Raw genomic sequence first — 19,611 nt, forward strand, 5'->3', positions numbered from 1 at the left:
ATCTGCGGGATCGCCGGCGCTGCTGGCGCGGCCGCGCCGGGAATCGCGCCGCCGCTGCTGCGACATCGGGCACAACCGGAGGGTCGTCGATAAGCGAATGCAAAACACCGGCCCCAAAGGCACCGCGAGTAATCTAGATCACCATGACTAACGCCCAGCTACCTGAGCAACACAGCGACGAGCACCTCGAGCTCTCGCGCCAAGAGTTCGACCGCGAGAACCTCTCGGACGCGGACATCGAGCAGATCAAGGAGCAGCGCGAGGGCGACGAACCCGACGGTTCGTTCATGCGCTGGGTGATCACGCTGTTCGGCACCGGCGTGGGCGCTGGCATTCTGTTCCTGCCCATCAACGCAGGCAGTTTCGGGTTTTGGCCGCTGGTGATTGCCACGCTTTTGATCGGCCCGATGGTGTTTTTCTCCCACCGCACCTACGCGCGCATCGTCTCCGCCTCCCCGGTGAAGGGGCTGGACGTGCTGCAGGTGATCACGGCGCTGACCGGCCGCAAGCGCGGGTTCGCCTCGGCGCTGGTGTACTGGCTGGGCATCTATCCCACGGTGCTGATCTACGCCATTTCCATCACCAACACGCTGGACAGCTTCATCGTGAACCAGCTCGGCGGGCCGGAGGTGAGCCGCTGGGTGCTGGCTACGGCGTCGGCGGGGTTGATGACGGGCGCGTACGCCTTCGGCAAGAAACTCACCCTGTGGCTGGCCAACGTGCTGGTGTATCCGCTGATCATCGCGCTGGCGGCGGTGTCGCTGTACCTGATCCCGAGCTGGGATTTTGCCAGCTTCCGCTCCTACGAGTCCTCCTACCCGGTGTGGCAGGGCCTCCTGTTGATCCTGCCAGTGCTGGTGTTTTCCTTCAGCCACATGGCGGCGCTGAGCCAGTTCGCGCTGGACGTGCAGAAGAAGACGGACGGAGACGTCGCTGCCACGGAGCGCGAAGTGTCCAAGGTGGAGCTGGTCACCGCGATCATGCTGGTCACCTTCACCATGTTCTTCGTCTGGTCCTGCGCCCTCGCCCTGGGCGCCGACGGCATGGACGCCGCGCGCGAGCAGAACGTGCCGGTGCTGTCGTACCTGGCCAACGAGACGCACGCGCCGTTTATGGCGTGGATCAGCCCCATCATCGCCATCTGCGCGATCATCACCTCCTACTTCGGCCACCTGCTCGGCACGGAGGAGGGCACCGCGTACCTGCTGCGCAGTGTGGCGCCGAACTTCGCAGCTCGCTTTTCGACGTCCACGCTTCGCCTCACAGTCAACATCTTCGTGTTTGTCACCGCAGTGATCGTCGCCGTGTTGAACCCCTCGATCCTGGACATGATCTCCGTGGTCGGCGGCGTGTTCGTGGCGTTTTTGGTGTACATCATGCCGGCGCTGCTGTTTCACAAGGCCACGGCGTTCAAGCACTACGCCCGCCGCCCGGACACCATCTTTGTGCTGGTGGTGGGCCTAGTGATCATGGGCGTGGCGGTGCGCAACATCATCGTCGGATAGGTGCCGGTGACGTGTAGGTGAACTTTGCGCGAACATTGTCTTCCGAGTGTTTCGGTTGTGCCCGCACAGGCGCATAATCTCCCGCGTGAGTATCACAATTCTCCTCGTACTAATCATTGTCGTCGCTTTGTTCTTCGACTTCACTAACGGTTTCCATGACACTGCCAACGCGATGGCCACCTCCATCGCCACCGGCGCGCTCAAGCCCAAGGTGGCTGTGGCGCTCGCCGGCATACTCAACCTGATCGGCGCGTTCCTTTCCGTCGCCGTGGCCAAGACGGTCGCGGGCGGCATTGTGAAGCTCGATCTGTTCGACCTCAACGACACAGTTGACTCCGAGCGCCTTCTCCTCGTGGTGTTCGCCGGCCTGGCCGGCGGCATCATGTGGAACTTGTTTACCTGGCTGTTCGGCATCCCGTCCTCTTCCTCGCACGCGCTGTTCGGCGGCCTGATCGGCGCGGCCATCGCCGCCATCGGCTTCGACGGCGTGGTATGGCAGGGCGTGCTGGACAAAATCATCGTCCCCGCCCTGTTCGCCCCGTTTGTTGCTGGCCTCATCGCCGCGATCGGTACCTGGCTGGTCTACAAACTGACCGCCAATGCGGAAAAGGACCACCGCGACAACTACTTCCGCTGGGGCCAGATCGGCACCGCCTCCCTGGTGGCGCTGGCGCACGGCACCTCCGACGCGCAGAAGACCATGGGCGTGATCTTCCTGGCCATGGTGGCGGCAGGCCAGTTCGGCTCCGACCACCCCATGCCGTTCTGGATCCAGCTGGCATGTGCGCTGGCGATTGCTATCGGCACCTACTCCGGCGGCTTCCGCGTGATCCGCACCCTGGGCAAGGGCCTGGTGGAGATCCACCCGCCGCAGGGCATGGCCGCTGAGACGTCTTCCGCCGCCATCATCCTTACTTCCTCGCACTTGGGTATGGCGCTGTCCACCACCCACGTGGCCACCGGCTCCATCCTCGGCTCCGGCCTGACCGGCCCGAAGGGCGAAGTCCGCTGGGGTGTGGCCGGCCGCATGGCTCTGGCTTGGATCACCACCCTGCCCATTGCGGCGCTGGTGTCCTTCATCACCTGGTGGATTGGCCACTGGGCCGCTGAGCTCGGCGGCGACCTCGTGTGGGGCGGCGTCGCCCTGGCGCTGATCATCCTCATCGGCGGCGGCTACATGTTCTGGCAGGCATCGCAGAAGCCGGTGCACAAGGACAACGTCAACGACGACTGGGACGGCGACTCCAACTCGCCGGCGCAGACCACCGGAGGGGCGTCTGAAAGCGAACTGCCCCACCGCGACTCTGGCGAGCCCGCAGACTTCGTGGACACCTCCGTCGGCCTGCGCGCGCCGGGGTCCACCGCAGCCACCCACGACCACCACCCGCGCGGCTAGCCGGAAAGGACAACCCGCATGCTTGAACTGCTGAAATCGCTTTTTTCCGTTGTCGCCGTCGGCATCCTGCTCGGCGCCGGACTGCCGGCCCTGTACGCCCTGAGCATCCACTTCCTCTCTCCCGCTAGCGACGGCTCCGCTCCGCAAGGCGGCCGCCGCGTGCTGGGATGGATCTTCCTGGCCATCGTGTTCGTTGCCGTTATCGCCGCGATCCTGCTTATCGCCCGCGAGCGCATCGAGTACTTCACCGGGTGGGATCCGTACCCGTTCCTCTAGCTCATCCCTAGTTTCCGAAGGGCCCTGGCACGTGCCAGGGCCCTTTTCGTGGACGCGCGCCAATCGTTGGTGTTGACAAACTATTTGCGCGAACCTAGAGTTACCGCGAAGTGAACGGAAGGTTAACAACCTTCCCCTGGTAACGAAAGGAGGTGAGCCATGAAGGGCTTCATCAACAACGTCCGCGCATGGTTCCGCGACGAGGAGCGTGGCATCGCGTCTCTGACGGATCTCTCACCGCTGGCCGTGCTCCCGCACGTCGACGCGCGTTCCTAAAGCAGCGTCGTGACAGCCCGGGCCCGATCCCCTCTTGTGGGGCGGGCCCGGGTTTTCGCGTGCGGAAAGATATAGAAAAGATATCGGAACAATTCGCTGAACAGCGGAAACGGTAGATTTTGACCTGTATCCACCGCGCCATATCTTTCCTATATCTTTCGTGGTCGAAAAATGGTCCCAAAAAGAATTCCCTGGGGAAATGTATAATCAGCGGCATGGTTACGGAGTCTGCCTGGGATGATCTTGCCCCTCACGTCCGCGATGCTCTCGAGGCGATCCATGGTGGGGCGACGGCGGACTCGCAGGAGTCGCTCATCCTGGAGTTCAAGGAGGATCCTGCCTCCCGGGAGGGGGAAAGGGGGCGAAGGCGAAGCTCGTCGAGAAGCTGTTGAATGAAGCCATCTGCATGGCTAACAGTGAAGCTGCGACCGGCCACATTGTTGTGGGAGTGGCGGATAAAGCCACGGGCGAGGCCGCATTCACCGGTACGCAGATGGACGAAGAAAAGCTCGCTCAGAAGATATTCAACGGCACGAAGCCAAACATGAATGTGCAGATCACGCCAGTACGAGCGTGGGGAGCGAGGCTTCTGGTTATCCATGTGCCGGAGGCGCGGGCGCTCTACACCCGGGGTGACGGTGCTGCGAAACGTCGTACGGCAGATGCCCAGTTTTCCTGCCAGCCGATGACTGAGGAAATGCGCCGCTCGATCGACGAGGCCCGGCGCAATCCCGATTATTCGAACGGCCCCGCGGACATTTCCGTGGACGATCTGCCGTTGGCTGTGATTGAAGAGGCGCGGAGGATGCTCCGCGAGCACAGAAGGGCGCGCGGTTCTGAGGCCGCGGTTCCGCAAACAACGACCGGGCTGCTGCGCGAACTTGGTCTGGTGCGCGATGACGGCCAGCTCAAGCAGGCGGCTGAGATTCTCCTCGCCGATCCTGACCCCACAGACGTTGTAGTCCGGCACCTGTGGCGCAGTATCCCGGGGAAGACCCGAAGGCCACGCTGATTTCGGATCCAGTTTTGCTGGCGTTGCCCCGCCTGCGGCGCCTGATTGCGGAAAATGGGGACAGGGAGATCGAACGGGTGCAGTTCGACGGCGGTGAAGAGATCGCCATCAGCCGCTTCCCTGAGCAGGCTGTAGATGAGGTGGTTTCCAACGCGTTCATTCACCGCGATTGGCGGCTGCCCGGCCCGGTTGTGGTTGAGCAGACCTACCGCACGCTAAAGATCACCTCGCCCGGTCCCCTGCCGCCGGGAGTGTCGGTGGATAAGCTGCTGACCACCACATCTGTTCCGAGGAACAACCGGCTCATGGCGGCGATGCGGACGCTCGGTCTGGCGGAGGAAAGCTCGCGCGGTTTCGACCGCATGTGGGCCACGATGATCCGCACTGGGCGAAACGTCCCGGAGGTTTTTGCCACCGGGTCCCATGTCCAGGTGGTCCTGGCCGCGCAGCAGCCCGACACGACCTTTATCAAGGGGCTCAGGAAACTGTCGGAACTCTACGGCGAGGCGGTTATTGGCAGCGTCGCAACGCTGATCGTGCTTTGGCACCTCAATTCCGCGCCTCTGATCACTGCGGCAACTGCAGCCCACAAAACGCAGCTCACTGCCCTCGAGGTGGAAGAACTCATGGGCGTGCTCGTCGAGCTTGGACTACTCGATTCGGTAGCGGACGCCAGCGAGTGGACGCTCAGCGGCGAAGCGCGCAAGCTGCTCGGGCGCGGGCGGGCAGGCGACCTAGCAACGGTGAGCATCCAAGAGTGGATAGAAGCAAAGCTTGTCGACGGCGAATCGCTCCGGTCCGCCGATATCGCAGACCAAACCGGCGTCAGCGTCGCCGAGGCGGGGCGGATTCTCCGCCACCTGCGCAGCCTTGGTCGCGCACAGATTGACCCTGAAGGTCCCCCGCGTGGGCGCGGCACCCGCTGGATCCGGGCGTGAAAGATATAGAAAGATATCGGAACAATTCGCTGACCAGGTAAAATAGTAAAAACCGCCCCCCATATCTTTCCTATATCTTTCGGAACCGAAGAACGGTCCCGAAAAGAATCCCTGGGGAAACGGCGGGAAACGGCGGCAGGGCGGAGCTGAACGTCGATAAGCTTAAGTTTCACCTGAATTTCACCTCAGCGAAACCTGAGGGCGCTACGTTTCTAACTGCTCAACCGCAACTGCCTGAAACGAAGGACCGCCATGCGCAAGCACGTAGCCGCAATCACCGCCCTTGCCCTGCTCACCCCAGTTCCTGTCGCCAACGCGGAGGATCTCGCCTCCCGCTTCACCCTCGGCGTCATGCCGGACACCCAGTTCTACGCCCGTTACGGCACCGAGGCCGCCGGCGACATCTTCGGCGACCGCTACGGCACCAACCCGTTCGATGTGCAGACCGAGTTCCTGGCGGAAAACCACAAGAAGCTCGGCACACAGTTTGTCACCCACCTGGGCGACGTGGTGGACCAGCCGGAAGACCGCGCCAGCTGGGACATCGCGGACCGCGCGATGAAAAAGCTCGAGGACGCCGGAGTGAACTACTCCGTGCTGCCGGGCAACCACGACCTGACCATGTTCGACGGGAAATCCGCGTTCACCGAGTACTTCCCGGAGGAGCGCGCGAAGAAGAACTCCACCTACATGGGCCGCACCGCCTCCACGGAGATCCACAACGGCGGCGACGGCTACGCCTTCCCGGGCCAGAGCGTCGACTCGGAGTACCACATCTTCGAAGCCGAGGGGCAGAAGTACCTGGTGCTCGCGCTCGGTTTCCGCGCCAACGATGAAACGCTGGAGTGGGCGCAGCAGGTCATCGATAAGCACCCGGAGCTGCCCGTGATCCTCACCACGCACGAGATCTCGGGTATCAACGGTGATGGCTCCACCTACTTCACCAAGGAGTACGGCGAGCACCTCTGGGACAAGCTGATCCGTAAAAACGACCAGATCTTCCTCACCATCGCCGGCCACCACCACGGCGCGGGCTACCACGTGGAGAAGAACGATGCCGGCCACGACGTGATCAACATCCTGCAGGACTACCAGATGGCCTACCTGGGCGGTAACGGTCTGATGGGTCAGCTGCAGTTCGACCTGACCAACAACCAGCTGGAGATGCTCGCGTACTCGCCGTGGGTGAAGTCCAAGAAGTACGAGCAGCTCACCTCCTTCGACCACTTGATCATGGAGGGCGAGGGCGATTCCTACACCATCGATCTGGACTTCGCGGAGCGCTTCAAGGCGTTCGCGCCGGACTTCACGGCCGGCGACGCCAACGACCCGGACTACAACGAGGCGCTGAAGCAGACCATCACCGACGGCTACAAGGCCTACGAGGTCACCGAAAAGGACGAGCCGAAAAACGAGCAGGACTACGCGTACGTGGACGGCACCGTCGTGCACTGGCGCCCCGGCCAGACGAAGGTCGAGGGCACTTTGCTTAACGACGGCGAAGCTGCCCCCGCCGGCGCCGTCATCCCCGACGTCGCAAACGGCGACGACATGACCCGCGCACGCCACCGCATCGCGGCGGGCGCAGACGCGGTGACCTTCTCCGACGACAAGCACCCGCTGTCCGCGGACCGCGGCTCCCTGCGCTGGAAGGACCCGAAGTTCAAGCACTCCACCGCCTGGTTCGAAACCGCCACCGGCGCGGACATCAACTCGGAGGAGTTCAAGGACGGCTACACCATGGAGGCGTTCCTCAAACTCGACGAGGACTGGAACGCCGACAACAACAAGTGGTCCAACGCCCTGATCCGCGACGCCTCCGGCACCATCACCCACCCCGAGGACGAGGACGGCGACCCGATCCAGATGCTCGGCGTGTCCAGCCTGCGCGAACTGCGGTGGTACTCCTACGGCGAAAACGGCGAGGGCTTCTCCAACTGGACCCACGAGGTGCCGAAGGGCAAGTGGATGCACATCGCCGTGGTCAACGACCCGGCCGATAAGTCCGTGACCATGTACGTCGACGGCTCCCCGATCCTGCGCGACGGCTACGGCCCGCTGGGCATGGGCGGCAACGGCGACAAGTGGCTGCTGGGCACCTCCGCCTGGGATAACGACAAGGTCGACGGCTGGTTCGGCAACATCGGCGAAATCCGCATGGTGGACCACCCGATCGGCCCGGACCAGTGGCTGACCGCCCGCGGCAAGGCCCCGGCGCCGACCACCACCGCTGCTCCCTCTTCCGCTGCGCCTTCGTCCGCGCCTGCTCCGGTGACGACCACCGTGGCCGTGCCGACCACCGTCACCAGCACTGTGTCAGGCACGCCGACTACCGCGACCACGACCGTGGCCGTGCCGACCACTGTCACCGCCGAGCCGCAGCCTACCGACGACAGCTCCTCCAGCGACGGCTCCTCCAACGTGGGCAGCAGCGTCGGCGCCTTCGCCGGCGGCGTGCTGGTGGGCGTGCTCGGCCTGCTCGTGGCGGTGCTCGCCGGCGCGGGCGGAACGCTCCAGTGGATTGTGGACCAGCTGCGCCCGTTCCTGCCTCAGATGTAGGTTTGCGGCCTAGACCTCGCTGGTTGCGGCGAAGAACGCCTCCGCGAACGTCGCTGGATCAGCAAGGTCAATGCCGCACAGCTCCTGGATCCGTGCAATGCGGGAGCGGGCGGTGTGCCGGTGGATGCCTAGCGCCTCTGCGGTCTGGGCCAGTTGCCCGCCGTGCTGCAAGAACACGGTCAGAGTTCTGGCGTAGTCGGTGTGGCGCTCGGCGTCCTCCGTCTCAAGCACGCCGAATAGTTCCTTGCGTTGTGCTCGCAGAGCCTCCGCCACCGCGGGTTCGGTCAGCCAGCTCGCGCGCGAAGAACCGGGAAGAGAACTGTCGCCGAGTGCGAGCACCCCGCACCGCGATTTCAACGCACGGATGTGGGCTGCATCGAGATCTGCCGCAGGCAGCGGGCGGCTGACGGCGACGCGCACGCGCTGAGCGGTGGCGCCGAGAGCGGCGAGAAAGTCCGCGCCGTCTTGGTCGGGGTGGACCAGCACTACCATGCTCAGCCGGTCGAGGGGCGCCGCGTACAGAAAGTGCCCTTGTGCGTCGGCCGCAGTATCTAGTGCGTTGCGCGCCTGTTCGAGTGCACGCGTTCTATCGGCGGTGATGACGGCTGGGCGGGTGAGACCGGAGTCGTCGATAGGCGTGTCGAAGCCCCGGGGCAGCAGCGTGGACCCGTCGCCGAGTCCGAAGCGTGCCGAAAGTGCGAAAGCGTTGAGCTCGTTGCGTGCCGCGCGCAGCTCCGCGGGGCGTGCCAGCAGCATGTCTGCCAGACCAGCGCAGTGGCGCAGCAGCGCGGCAGGGGGACGCTGCGCCGAGGCAACCTCCAGCGAGTACGGGCGCTTCGGCCCCGACACCAGGCGGTGCGTTGAGCTGCGCAGGCGCGCGCCCTCGTCCACGGCGCGTGTGTACCCGGCGGACTCGGCGGCGGCCACCGGCGCCGCGCCGGGCCCGTTGATGCGCACGCTGGCATCCAGCAGCTCAGCAGCCGTGCTGACCAGCATGTCCAACGAGCCTGGGATGGCGGCGCGGGTGAGGCGTTCCTGGTCGTCGATGAGGCGTTGCTGCTCAAGTTGGGCGCGGCGGCGCTGCTCCTGGTGGATCGCCGTCAGGATCGAAATGAACGGAATGTGGCGCGGCACCTCGAACAGTCCGATGCCGCGCCGCCGGGCCGTGGTGACCACCTGCTCGGGGATGGTGGTAAACGTCAGGCCGGTGCCGAAGCCGATCGCCACGGCCCCGGCGTCCGCCAGGTGGTCGATGTAGCGCCCCAGGTCCGATTGGTTGTCCTTGAAGGCGATGCCCACGGTGAGCACAAGCGAATCGGGTTGGATGAACTCGGTGGCGTCCTCGAGTTCGTTCGTCTGCGCAAGCGCGAAGCCGCTGGTAGAGGGGGCGACAACTTGGCGCAATGCCAGCTCTGGTTTGTGCGTGAGCCAGGTGAAGGTCAGATCCATTGGGCTCCATTCCGTACATCACGTCGATGCAATATCGCCACACTGTACATGGCGCCGGTCACACCGAGTCCCCATACTGTGCTGCAACACGTTGAAACGATGGTTGCAAGGAGACAAGGAGCACAGCATGCAGGATCTGAAGTACCACCTCCCCCAAGAACGCCGCGTGAGCACCGACGGGATGGGGCCAAAGAGCAAGGATTTGGACGCTCGCCGCCAGAGTGCTGTGGCGCGCGCCCTCTCCCCCGGGCTGCCTGGCTATGTGGTCGAGGGTGACGGTGGAGTGCTCGTGGACGCGGACGGCAATGCGTTCATCGACTTCGCCTCTGGCATCGCCGTGACCTCGGTCGGCGCGTCCAACGAGAAGGTTGCTGCGGCGGTTGCAGACGCGGCAGGGAAGTTCACCCACACCTCGTTCATGGTCTCGCCGTACGAGTCCTACGTCGCCGTGTGTGAGAAGCTCAACGAGCTCACCCCGGGCGACTTTGCCAAGAAGTCCTTCCTGCTCAACTCCGGAGCAGAGGCGGTGGAAAACGCTGTGAAGGTGGCGCGTTCCTACACCGGAAAACCAGCGGTAGTGGTGTTCGACCGCGGCTACCACGGACGCACCAACCTCACCATGGCCATGACGGCGAAGAACAAGCCGTACAAGACCAAATTCGGCCCCTTCGCTTCTGACGTCCACCGGGTGCCGGGCTCCTACCCGCTTCGCGACGGCCTGACGGGCCAAGAAGCCGCCGACCGCGCAATCAAAACCATCGAGCAGGAGGTCGGCGCAGAAAACCTCGCCTGCGTGGTCATCGAGCCGATTCAGGGCGAGGGAGGCTTCATCGTCCCCGCGGAAGGGTTCTTGCCGGCGATTGCGCAGTGGTGCCGCGACAACGACGTCGTCTTCGTCGCCGATGAGATCCAGGCCGGATTCGCCCGCACCGGCGAGTGGTTCTCCGTCAACCACGAGGGCGTGGTGCCGGACGTGATCACCACGGCCAAGGGAATCGCCGGCGGCCTGCCGCTGTCCGGTGTCACGGGCCGCGCCGAAATCATCGATGCCCCCATTCCCGGCGCGCTTGGCGGCACCTACGGTGGCAACCCCGTTGCCTGTGCCGCCGCCTTGGCCGCCATCGAGGAGATGGAAACGCACGACCTGCCGGGCCGCGCACGCGAGATCGAGAAAATCGTGCGCACACACCTAGAACCCTTGGCGGAGCTCGACGGAGTGCGGGAGCTGCGCGGCCGTGGCGCGATGATCGCGCTGGAGCTTGAGGACGGCGCGGCCACCGCAGACGTTGCCTCCGCATGCAAGGAGCAGGGGGTGCTGATTCTCACCTGCGGTATGGACGGCAACGTGATCAGGTTGCTGCCGTCGCTGGTGATCCCCGAGAACCTACTTGTTGAGGGGCTGGAGATCCTCGCTGGCGCGATTAAGGAGCGTGTGGCGTAAATGGCGAAACAGTTCGACGTATTGAACCCCGCCACCGAGGACGTCATCGCCCAAGTACCGGACACAGGCAAGGACGAGTGGCTTGCGGCTCTCGGCCGTGCGGTTGAAGCGCAGCGGGCGTGGGCGGAGTTCTCGCCGCGAGGACGCGCTGAGGTGCTGCGCGCTGTGTACGAGAAGATCACCGCGCGCACCGACGAGTTCGCGCGCACGATGACCAAGGAGATGGGCAAACCGCTGGCGGAAGCCAAGGGCGAGGTTGCTTACGGTGCCGAGTACTTCCGTTGGTTTGCGGAAGAGGCGGTGCGCATCCCCGGCCGCCTCGGCCGAGCACCCGCGGGAAACGGCGACATTGCGGTCACGCGCGTCCCGGTTGGCCCCGTGCTGGCGATTACGCCCTGGAACTTCCCGCTGGCCATGGCCACCCGCAAGATCGCCCCGGCGATGGCGGCGGGGTGCCCAATCGTGGTCAAGCCCGCCGCAGAGACCCCGCTGACAATGTTGCTTGTCGCAGACGTCATCGGCGAGGCGGTTGCGGAGGCAGGCGGCCCGAAGGACCTGGTGCAGATTCTCACCACCACCGACTCCGCCGGCTTGTCGGAGACCCTGATGGCGGATGAGCGCTTGCGCAAGATCACCTTCACCGGCTCCACCGCAGTGGGCAAGATCCTGGTCAAGCAGTCTGCAGACAATCTGCTGCGCACCTCGATGGAGCTCGGCGGCAACGCGCCGTTTGTGGTCTGCGAGGACGCGGACCTGGATCTCGTTGTGGAGTGCGCCATGCAGGCGAAGATGCGCAACGGCGGCGAGGCCTGCATTGCGGCGAACCGCTTTATCGTCCACGAGTCTCTGGCCGGGGAGTTCACCGAGCGCCTCACCCAGCGCATGTCGGAGGTGACTATGGGCAACGGCCTTGACGACGGCGTCACGCTCGGCCCGATGATCACCGCGAAGCAGCGCGACGGGATAGCGGAGCTCGTCGATAAGGCGGTTGCGGCCGGAGCCACCGTCACCACCGGCGGCGAGGTCCCCGAAGGCAAGGGCTATTTCTACCCGGCCACCGTCCTCATCGACGTCCCTGCGGACGCCCCCATCCTGCGCCAAGAGATCTTCGGTCCGGTGGCCACCGTGACCACCTTCGCCGACCTCAACGAGGGCATCGCTGCCGCCAACGACACCGAGTTCGGGCTGGCGGCGTATGGATTCAGCGAGAACGTGCATACCTGCCACCGTCTCGCCGAAGAGCTCAAGGCCGGCATGGTGGGCATCAACCGCGGCGCCATCTCGGACGCCGCGGCCCCCTTCGGTGGTATCAAGCAATCCGGCTTCGGCCGGGAGGGCGGCGCCGAAGGCATCGACGAGTATCTCGACGTGAAGTACCTGGCGCTGTAACCAGAAAGGAATCACAACCATGTCCCAATACGCAGTAACCAACCCGGCTACCGGCGAAGTCGTGGAGACCTTCACTGGCGCTACTGATCAGCAGGTCCAGGACGCGATCGCAGCGAGCGCCGCCGCTTTTGCCGGCTGGTCCGCGCAACCGTACAGCTACCGTGCGGAGCGCTTGAAAACGCTCGCGGAGCTTCTCCGCGGCAACAGCCGCGAGCTCGCAGAAGTGTCGTGCACAGAGATGGGCAAGCCGTTGCAGGAGATGGTGGCGGAGATCGAGTTTTCCGCCGATATCATCGACTATTACGCAGACAACGGCGAGAAATTCGCGGCGGAACAGCAGCTACCAACCGAAGGCGGCACAGCGGTGATGCGCCGCTTGCCCCTCGGACCCTTGCTAGGCATCATGCCGTGGAACTTTCCTTACTACCAGGTCGCACGCTTTGTGGGCCCGAACCTGATGTTGGGCAACACCATCGTGCTCAAGCACGCGGAGATCTGCCCGCGCAGCGCACTGCGATTCGAGGAACTCACGCGCGAGGCCGGGATCCCCGACGGCGTGTACGTCAACGTCTTTGCCTCGCATGAACAGGTCTCGGACATTATCGCGGATAGGCGTATCCAGGGGATTTCTCTTACTGGCTCCGGGCGTGCCGGCGCGGCCGTCGCGGCTCAAGCCGGCGAGAAGCTGAAGAAAGTCGTGCTGGAACTTGGCGGCACAGACCCCTACATCTTGCTGGATACGGACGATGTGGCCGCGGCGGCGAAGCTGGCCTTCACCACCCGAATGATCAACACCGGCCAAGCGTGCAATTCCAACAAGCGCATGATTGTGATGGAGCATATTTACGACGAGTTCGTGGCTGAGCTGGTAGAGCTGGCAAAGGCGATGCGGCCGACGACCTGGGACAAGGTGGAAGAGGGCACGTATTGCCCGCTGTCGTCGCGAGGCGCGGCAGAGGGGCTGCGCCAGCAGCTCGACGAGGCCGTTGCCGCCGGCGCCAACCTGCGGGTCGGCGGAGAGCTCAGCGAGTCCGGCGCGTACGTCTCCCCCGCTGTAATCACGGACATCCCCCGGGGGTCTGAGCCCTTCTACGCGGAATTCTTCGGCCCCGTCGCCGAGGTGTACAAGGTCTCCTCGGACGAGGAAGCCGTCGCCCTTGCAAACGACTCCCTATACGGGCTCGGTGGTGCGGTGTTCTCCACGGACGAGGACCGGGCAAAGGCCGTCGCAGACCGTCTGGAGGTTGGGATGGCCAACGTGAACACTCCCGCCGGCGAGGGGGTTGAGTTGCCCTTCGGCGGCGTGAAGCAATCGGGCTACGGCCGCGAACTCGGCCCGGTGGGCATGGATGAGTTTGTGAACAAGCAGCTCTACTACGTGGCCGAGTAGACGGCGGTGCTGGGTGAGTGTGCATTTGCATACGCTCCTGACATAGCCGTTGACGTTTCGCACGGGATCTCCGCAACCACATTTTTGGCTGCGGCGTCTCAAATACGCTCGGGGAAACGCTCCCGAGGAGGCATAACCGATTGAGAAAGGTGGCACCCGCATGGTCCATGTCGGCAAGGAAATCGTGAACGCGCTGGAGGCGCAGGGCGTCGAGCGCACGTTCATCGTCCCTGGGGAAAGCTTCCTCCCGGTGCTGGACGGGCTGCACGATTCTTCCATCGACACAGTGGTTTGCCGGCAGGAAGGCGGCGCCGCCTACATGGCGGAAGCCCAGGGCAAGGCGACGGGCAAGCCCGGCGTTGCCATGGTCACCCGCGGCCCGGGTGCGTCCAACGCTTTCGTGGCCATTCATGCGGCATGGCAGGACTGCACCCCGATGGTGCTGTTTGTCGGACTGATCCCGTTTTCGGACCGGGACCGCGAGTCCTTCCAGGAGTTCGACCCGAAGGCGTGGTTTGGGACGCAGGCCAAGCAGGTGTTCGTTTTGGACGACCCGTCTTCCGCATCCCGCGTCGTGGCCGACGCGTTCTTCCAGGCTTCCACCGGCCGCCCCGGACCGGTAGTGGTCGGTCTGCCGGAAGATGTGCTCTACGAAGAGTTCGAAGGCACTGTGTATCCTCCCCGCCCGGTGTCGCGGGGAGGGGCGTCGCAGGGGCAACGGGACGCCGTCGAAAAGCAGCTTGCTTCCGCGAAACGGCCGCTGATCTACGCAGGTGGCCCCGGGTGGGACCAGGAGACCTCGCGCAAACTCGCCGAGTTCGCGGACGCCCACAACATTCCGGTGGTGCACGACTGGCGCGCAACGGACCGCATCGCGTTTTCCGCTGCCGCCAACGCCGGTTGGCTGGGCTACGGCCGCGACGAGAACGTCGCGCGCCTGTTGGACGACGCCGATGTGTTGGTGCAGGTAGGCGCGGCGCTTACCGACGTCCCGACGGACGGTTACACCCTGCGCCAAAGCCCGGACGCGGTGAACATCATCGCACTGATGGACACAGCGCTGCGCGGCCACTCCGGCGCGGTGACCGAACACATCGTGGCCTCGCCAGCGGAGTTCGTGGACGCGCTGGCCACATTGGACGTGCCGGTGGCGGACGAGCAGCGCTACGCCGCCGCGCACCAGGCGCACCTCGACTTTGCCGCGATCAGCCAGCCGGATACCTGGCGTAAAGCACCTGAAGGCACCGCCCACCTTGAGGAGGTGTTCCGGCAGCTTCAGGAGCAGGTTGGCAACGACGGGATCTACACCTTCGGCGCCGGCGACCACTGCATCTGGGCCCAGCGTTTCCTGCGCACCGAGCAGTTCCCCTCCCAGCTGGGCATGCGCAACGGCTCCATGGGGTACTCGGTGCCTGCGGCGGTTGCCGCCGCGCTGGAGTTCCCGGAACGCACCGTTGTTACGATCGCCGGCGACGGCGAATACCTGATGAACGGCCAGGAGTTCGCCACCGCAGTGCAGGAGGGCACCGCGTTCCTGGCGGTGACGGTGACCAACGGCCAGTACTCCACTATCCGCGGGCACCAGGAGAAGTACTTCCCGGGCAGGGTGAGCGGAACCCAGATGGTCAATCCGGATTTTGCGGAGGTGGCGAAAGCGTTTGGCGGCCATGGCGAGCTGGTCACTGCAGACGACCAGGCCGCCGGTGCCATCGAGCGGGCACTGCGGAAGGTGCGCGAGGAGCGCGTGCCCGCCATCGTCAATGTGATTGTGGCGCAGGAGCTGGGGCTGCCGGAATAGCGCCCTTCCACGGTAGCGAGGCCAGCGCGAGCGCCGCCTGCGACGGGACGGTGACGTCCAGGCCGGTGTGCGCCTTGAAGGACTGCAGGCGGTTGACCACCGTGTTCCGGTGGCAGTGCAGCAGCGCTGCCACATCTTTGGTGGATCCACTTTTCAGGTACGCCTCCACGGTATCCACCACATCCGGCGCACTCTTGCGCAGCTCCACCACCCCGGCGTGCGCAGCGTGAAGCTGCACAGGAAGCAACGGGCGGATCTGCTGCGCCGCTAACGCCCAGGCCACGTCCTGCACAGGGATGAGGCGGCCGGGGTTTTCCGCGGCGTCGAACATGCTCACGCTCGCACGCACAGCGGCTCGCACCGCCGCCAAGTTTGGGAGCTGGTTGAACGTCACCGCACCGAGGTGGTCTGTGTGATCCCGGATGAAATCCTGGGCTTGTGTGCTGGCGGGAAAGAAGGCCGCGTACAGGCCGTGGTATCCGTGGCCGAAGATTTCCCCGCGGGCGGCGAGAGGCTCCAGCACGGTTTGGGCCGGGGCCCACTCGCTGGGGTGGAACACCACGAGGTCGATGGCGGTGCCCTCCGCAATCCCCAGTGCCCTGGAGATGGCCCCCATGGCCTGCTCCCCCAAATGCTCGGCGGAAAAGAGCCGCTCAATGTGGCGGGCGTGGGCGAAACGGGCGTCGTGCCGCGCCCGCGCCTGCTCGGCCGCATACGCGCCGCGGATATGCACCGTGTAGCGCGACACCAGCTTCTGAATGTCCGCCACGTGCTCCACCAGCACAGGCAGCTGTTCCGGGGAAACCGTTGCGCGGAAGTGGTCCCACAACACAGTGAAGTCGATCTGGATGGCATCTACCAGCGCGGACAGGCGCACGCCCTGGTGCGCTCGTTTGGTGCCCAGCTGGCGGGCGTGCGCTGCGAGTGAGTCTTCATCCATCCCGTATTCGAGCTGCACCAGGAAAAGCCCCAGGATGCTGGAGGCTGTCGAGCGGAGCTCGGCGTCGTCCACGATGTCCTCGCGGTAGTAGCCCAAGTCGTGGAACTGCTCGAGGAAAGCATCGACGAGCTCGGGTAAGTCCTCACGAACCTGCTGGACAATGTCGTTCCAGCCGTCCGTCGAATCAGTGTGCATGTGCACAACGTTACAAGCGCGGGTTATGAGATGTGCCAGATGTCCGCAAAGAGGTGCCGATCACGGCGGTTACCCAATAGTGTCAGGGGACACAATTTAGAGCTGCACGGAGGAGGCGGGCTTATGAACGCAACCACCATCATCAACGCGCGCGCAAAAACTATGGACGGGGCGGGCGGCACCGCGACGTCGATACGCATGGGCTTCGGCCGCATCCTGGAGGTGGACAGCGAGCCAGCGCCCGGCGACACGGTGATCGATGCACGCGGCCGCACCGTCATCCCGGGGTTCAACGACGCCCACGCGCACAGCGTGTGGTTCGGCCAGACACTGCGGGAAATCAACCTCGGTGGCGCGCGCACGCGTGGCGACGTGCTGGCGGCACTGCGGACGGGAAGCACTGGCGACTGGGTCGTAGCCAGCGGATTCAATCCGAACCTGCTCACAGACGGGCCGGTGCCGATCGCCGACTTCGATCACGCAACCGCGGGCAAACCGCTGTTGATCAAGCACAATTCCGGGCACGCATACACGGTCAACAGCGAGGCGCTGCGCCGAGCCGGAATCGATCCGGCGAACCCGCCGCAGATAGAAGGCGGAGAAGTGGTCGTGGACGACACCGGCAACGCCACTGGGTTGCTGGACGAAAACGCCATGCGCCCGATCAACGATGTGCTGCAGCCGGAAAGCGAAAGCAACATCACCGACGCGCTTGACCGCGCCGGGCGGCACTACCTCGGCGAGGGCATCACCTCGGTGACGGACGCAGGCGTCGCAGGCGGCTGGATCGGACACAGCCCCCAGGAGTTCGGCTTCTACCAGCGGGCGCGCGAGATGGGAAAGCTCCACGTGCGTACGCAGGCGATGATCACTCTCGACGCGCTGCACGGCATCGACGGCCACGAGGGCGACCCGGAGGTGCACGGCCTCGACGCCGGCATCCGCACTGGACTTGGAGACGATCTGCTGCAGATCGGGCCAGTGAAGATTTTCACCGACGGATCCTTGCTGGGAAAGACAGCGGCCATGACCGAGGACTACGCCTGCTGCTGCCACGCCGGGTACTTCCAAGGCGACACCGAAACGATGCGTTCGCGTGCGCTCGCGGCAGCGGCCGGCGGGTGGTCGCTGGCATTGCACGCGATCGGAGACAAAGCGGTGGATTTTGCGCTGGACGTGATCAGCGAAGCCGTCGATAAGCATGGGCCCCGCACGGTCCCGCACCGCATCGAGCACGGCGGAGTGGTGCGGAACGACCAAATCGAGCGCATGGCCAAGACCGGAGTCGTGCTCGTGCCACAGCCGCGCTTCATCGCGGAATTCGGAGACGCGATGGCAGAGGCGATCGGCGCCGAACGGGCAGCACTTTCCTACCCGGCGAAGCGGCTGCTCCAGCGCGGCGTGGTGCTGCCGGGCAGCTCCGACAGGCCAGTGGCCACGGGCACCCCGCTCGCCGTGGTGCAGAGCTTTGTCGAACGCACCACGGCCGCGGGCAAAGAGTACGGGCCGGAGGACCGGATCACCGTCGACGAGGCGCTGTACGCCTACACCGCGGGATCCGCCGCGGCGACAGGCTGGGCTGGGAAAAAGGGGCAGATTGCGCCTGGCCAGCTCGCAGATCTTGTGGTCCTGGGAGCCGATCCAGCCGAAGTGCCGGCCAGCCAGATCGGCGACATCCCCGTTGAGGCCACTGTGCTGGGCGGGCAACTCGTCCACGGCAGCTTTTAGGAAGGACTTGAACACAATGCAGACCATTCAGCCAACAGATGAGCGGTTCCTCTCGGATTTCGCGGCGATGAGCAAGAACGGCGCAACCCCCGGCGGCGGCGTGGAGCGCCAGGCCGCAAGCGAGGGCGACGTGAAAAACCGCGCCTGGTTCACCGGCGTGCTCGAGGGTTTCGGCGCGGAAGTCGGCTTCGACGAGATTGGCAACCAGTACGGCCTGTTTGAGCTGGTGCCGGGCGCCCCTTACGTCGCTGTTGGCTCGCACCTGGATTCGCAGCCACTCGCAGGACGCTTCGATGGCGCGTACGGCGTGCTCGCCGGTGCCCACGCCGCCGCGCGTGTGGCCGCGAAAGCGAAAAGCGGCGAGCTGACACCCCGGTTCAACCTCGCGGTGGTGAATTGGTTCAACGAGGAAGGCTCCCGCTTCGCCCCGTCGATGATGGGCAGCTCAGTCTTCACCGGCTTCCTCGACCTCGGGGTGGCGCGTGAAGCCACAGACCTGCAGGGAGTTACAGCGGGCGAGGCCATTGATGCGGCGAAGTGGGCGCCGCTTATCGACGCCCCAAAGGTAGCCACCTACGCCGAAATCCACGTCGAGCAAGGCCGGGAGCTGGAAGATAACGGCAACCAAATCGGCCTGGTCACCGCCACCTGGGGCGCAAGCAAGTTCGCCGCCACAGTTCGCGGCGAGCAGGGCCACACTGGATCCACCATGATGCGGGACCGCCGCGATGCCCTGTTCGGCGCCTCGTTGGTGATTGCCGGCGTGCGCCGCCTGACAGAAGAGTTTGAGGAAGGGCAGCTGCAGGCGTCGGTCTCGCAGCTCACGCTGGAGCCCAACTCGCCGGTGACCATCGCGCGCGAGGTCCGCTTCAACGTCGACCTGCGCTCCCCTTCCGCGCAGGTGCTGGAGAAGGCGCGGGCGCGTGTGGACGAGATCGTTGCCGCCGCCTCCGACGAGGCAAAGGTCGATGTCGACCTCGAGCTCACACACGAATGGGCGCTCAACCCCTACCCCGAGGCCGGCGTAGAGCTGGCGCGCACGTGCGCAGAGGAACTCGGACTGTCCCACCAAGAGATCTTCACGGTGGCGGGCCACGACTCAACGAACATGAAGGAGCACTACCCCACCGTCATGCTGTTCATCCCCAGCGTCGACGGCATTTCCCACAACGAGGCCGAGTACACCACGGATGAAGACTGCCTCACCGGACTGGCTTTGCTTACCCGGGTGGTCGAAGAGTTGGCGGTTGGCAAGCTCGCACCCGATGAACGCTGATGCTCACCTGATTCAAACCAACCAATTCAGATGGCAATAGCCC

Annotated in this window: 14 protein-coding genes; 12 read left to right on the forward strand and 2 right to left on the reverse strand. The window is 64.8% G+C overall.

What is annotated here, in order from left to right:
* Positions 1-143 precede the first annotated feature (143 nt).
* From ACF3NP_RS10575 to ACF3NP_RS10600, 6 genes are all read left to right on the forward strand, one after another.
* Positions 144-1,505 carry an aromatic amino acid transport family protein gene (locus ACF3NP_RS10575; RefSeq protein WP_181889355.1) on the forward strand — a complete coding sequence of 454 codons (1,362 nt, stop codon included), beginning with the start codon at positions 144-146 and terminating at the stop codon, positions 1,503-1,505.
* Positions 1,506-1,590: 85 nt separating this feature from the next.
* Positions 1,591-2,901, forward strand: a complete 1,311-nt coding sequence (locus ACF3NP_RS10580) for an inorganic phosphate transporter (RefSeq protein WP_181889354.1) — start codon at positions 1,591-1,593, stop codon at positions 2,899-2,901.
* Positions 2,902-2,919: 18 nt separating this feature from the next.
* Positions 2,920-3,177 carry a hypothetical protein gene (locus ACF3NP_RS10585; RefSeq protein ID WP_181889353.1) on the forward strand — a complete coding sequence of 86 codons (258 nt, stop codon included), beginning with the start codon at positions 2,920-2,922 and terminating at the stop codon, positions 3,175-3,177.
* Positions 3,178-3,859: 682 nt separating this feature from the next.
* A complete protein-coding gene (locus ACF3NP_RS10590) occupies positions 3,860-4,465 on the forward strand; it encodes an AlbA family DNA-binding domain-containing protein (protein WP_392398674.1) in 606 nt (201 codons plus the stop codon).
* Positions 4,426-5,403, forward strand: a complete 978-nt coding sequence (locus ACF3NP_RS10595; RefSeq protein ID WP_392398675.1) for an ATP-binding protein — start codon at positions 4,426-4,428, stop codon at positions 5,401-5,403. The genes ACF3NP_RS10590 and ACF3NP_RS10595 overlap by 40 nt, the downstream gene beginning before the upstream one ends.
* A gap of 252 nt (positions 5,404-5,655) precedes the next feature.
* The gene (locus tag ACF3NP_RS10600) at positions 5,656-7,962 is read left to right on the forward strand and encodes a LamG-like jellyroll fold domain-containing protein (protein ID WP_181889351.1); all 2,307 of its coding nucleotides are present in this window, start codon (positions 5,656-5,658) and stop codon (positions 7,960-7,962) included.
* A 9-nt stretch (positions 7,963-7,971) separates the two neighbouring features.
* Here ACF3NP_RS10600 and ACF3NP_RS10605 read toward each other — a convergent pair whose 3' ends face one another.
* Positions 7,972-9,411, reverse strand: coding sequence for a PucR family transcriptional regulator (locus ACF3NP_RS10605; RefSeq protein WP_392398676.1), 1,440 nt, complete (start codon positions 9,409-9,411; stop codon positions 7,972-7,974).
* Between the two features lie 127 nt (positions 9,412-9,538).
* On the opposite strand from ACF3NP_RS10605, the gene gabT reads away from it, so the two are divergent.
* The 4 genes from gabT (at position 9,539) to ACF3NP_RS10625 (ending at position 15,429) form a co-directional block, all read left to right on the forward strand.
* Positions 9,539-10,852, forward strand: a complete 1,314-nt coding sequence (gene gabT / locus ACF3NP_RS10610; protein ID WP_181889349.1) for a 4-aminobutyrate--2-oxoglutarate transaminase — start codon at positions 9,539-9,541, stop codon at positions 10,850-10,852.
* A complete protein-coding gene (locus tag ACF3NP_RS10615) occupies positions 10,853-12,241 on the forward strand; it encodes an NAD-dependent succinate-semialdehyde dehydrogenase (protein ID WP_392398677.1) in 1,389 nt (462 codons plus the stop codon). It abuts the gene before it with no gap.
* A 19-nt stretch (positions 12,242-12,260) separates the two neighbouring features.
* A complete protein-coding gene (locus ACF3NP_RS10620) occupies positions 12,261-13,631 on the forward strand; it encodes an aldehyde dehydrogenase family protein (RefSeq protein ID WP_181889347.1) in 1,371 nt (456 codons plus the stop codon).
* 160 nt (positions 13,632-13,791) lie between these two features.
* The gene (locus ACF3NP_RS10625) at positions 13,792-15,429 is read left to right on the forward strand and encodes a thiamine pyrophosphate-dependent enzyme (protein WP_181889346.1); all 1,638 of its coding nucleotides are present in this window, start codon (positions 13,792-13,794) and stop codon (positions 15,427-15,429) included.
* On the opposite strand, the gene ACF3NP_RS10630 is transcribed toward ACF3NP_RS10625, so the two are convergent.
* Positions 15,389-16,564 carry a helix-turn-helix domain-containing protein gene (locus tag ACF3NP_RS10630; RefSeq protein WP_181889345.1) on the reverse strand — a complete coding sequence of 392 codons (1,176 nt, stop codon included), beginning with the start codon at positions 16,562-16,564 and terminating at the stop codon, positions 15,389-15,391. The genes ACF3NP_RS10625 and ACF3NP_RS10630 overlap by 41 nt on opposite strands.
* Before the next feature lie 123 nt (positions 16,565-16,687).
* Between ACF3NP_RS10630 and ACF3NP_RS10635 the strand changes: the two genes are divergently transcribed.
* Together ACF3NP_RS10635 and ACF3NP_RS10640 are read left to right on the forward strand one after the other, a co-directional pair.
* Entirely contained in the window at positions 16,688-18,292 is a 1,605-nt protein-coding gene (locus tag ACF3NP_RS10635; protein WP_181889344.1) for an amidohydrolase, read from the forward strand.
* A gap of 16 nt (positions 18,293-18,308) precedes the next feature.
* Positions 18,309-19,568: a M20 family metallo-hydrolase gene (locus ACF3NP_RS10640; protein WP_181889343.1), complete on the forward strand. Its 1,260-nt coding sequence runs from the start codon at positions 18,309-18,311 to the stop codon at positions 19,566-19,568.
* The last annotated feature ends 43 nt before the right edge of the window (positions 19,569-19,611 follow it).

It is taken from the genome of Corynebacterium lehmanniae (assembly GCF_043161975.1).
GTDB classification, from domain to species: Bacteria; Actinomycetota; Actinomycetes; order Mycobacteriales; family Mycobacteriaceae; genus Corynebacterium; species Corynebacterium lehmanniae.

What these genes read in the sequence shown, in the direction of transcription:
- ACF3NP_RS10635 (WP_181889344.1), top strand. Translation starts at nt 16,688, where the DNA reads ATGAACGCAACCACCATCATCAACGCGCGCGCAAAAACTATGGACGGG.
- ACF3NP_RS10630 (WP_181889345.1), bottom strand. Translation starts at nt 16,564, where the DNA reads ATGCACACTGATTCGACGGACGGCTGGAACGACATTGTCCAGCAGGTT.
- ACF3NP_RS10585 (WP_181889353.1), top strand. Translation starts at nt 2,920, where the DNA reads ATGCTTGAACTGCTGAAATCGCTTTTTTCCGTTGTCGCCGTCGGCATC.
- ACF3NP_RS10605 (WP_392398676.1), bottom strand. Translation starts at nt 9,411, where the DNA reads ATGGATCTGACCTTCACCTGGCTCACGCACAAACCAGAGCTGGCATTG.
- ACF3NP_RS10620 (WP_181889347.1), top strand. Translation starts at nt 12,261, where the DNA reads ATGTCCCAATACGCAGTAACCAACCCGGCTACCGGCGAAGTCGTGGAG.
- gabT (WP_181889349.1), top strand. Translation starts at nt 9,539, where the DNA reads ATGCAGGATCTGAAGTACCACCTCCCCCAAGAACGCCGCGTGAGCACC.
- ACF3NP_RS10640 (WP_181889343.1), top strand. Translation starts at nt 18,309, where the DNA reads ATGCAGACCATTCAGCCAACAGATGAGCGGTTCCTCTCGGATTTCGCG.
- ACF3NP_RS10625 (WP_181889346.1), top strand. Translation starts at nt 13,792, where the DNA reads ATGGTCCATGTCGGCAAGGAAATCGTGAACGCGCTGGAGGCGCAGGGC.
- ACF3NP_RS10600 (WP_181889351.1), top strand. Translation starts at nt 5,656, where the DNA reads ATGCGCAAGCACGTAGCCGCAATCACCGCCCTTGCCCTGCTCACCCCA.
- ACF3NP_RS10575 (WP_181889355.1), top strand. Translation starts at nt 144, where the DNA reads ATGACTAACGCCCAGCTACCTGAGCAACACAGCGACGAGCACCTCGAG.
- ACF3NP_RS10615 (WP_392398677.1), top strand. Translation starts at nt 10,853, where the DNA reads ATGGCGAAACAGTTCGACGTATTGAACCCCGCCACCGAGGACGTCATC.
- ACF3NP_RS10590 (WP_392398674.1), top strand. Translation starts at nt 3,860, where the DNA reads ATGGCTAACAGTGAAGCTGCGACCGGCCACATTGTTGTGGGAGTGGCG.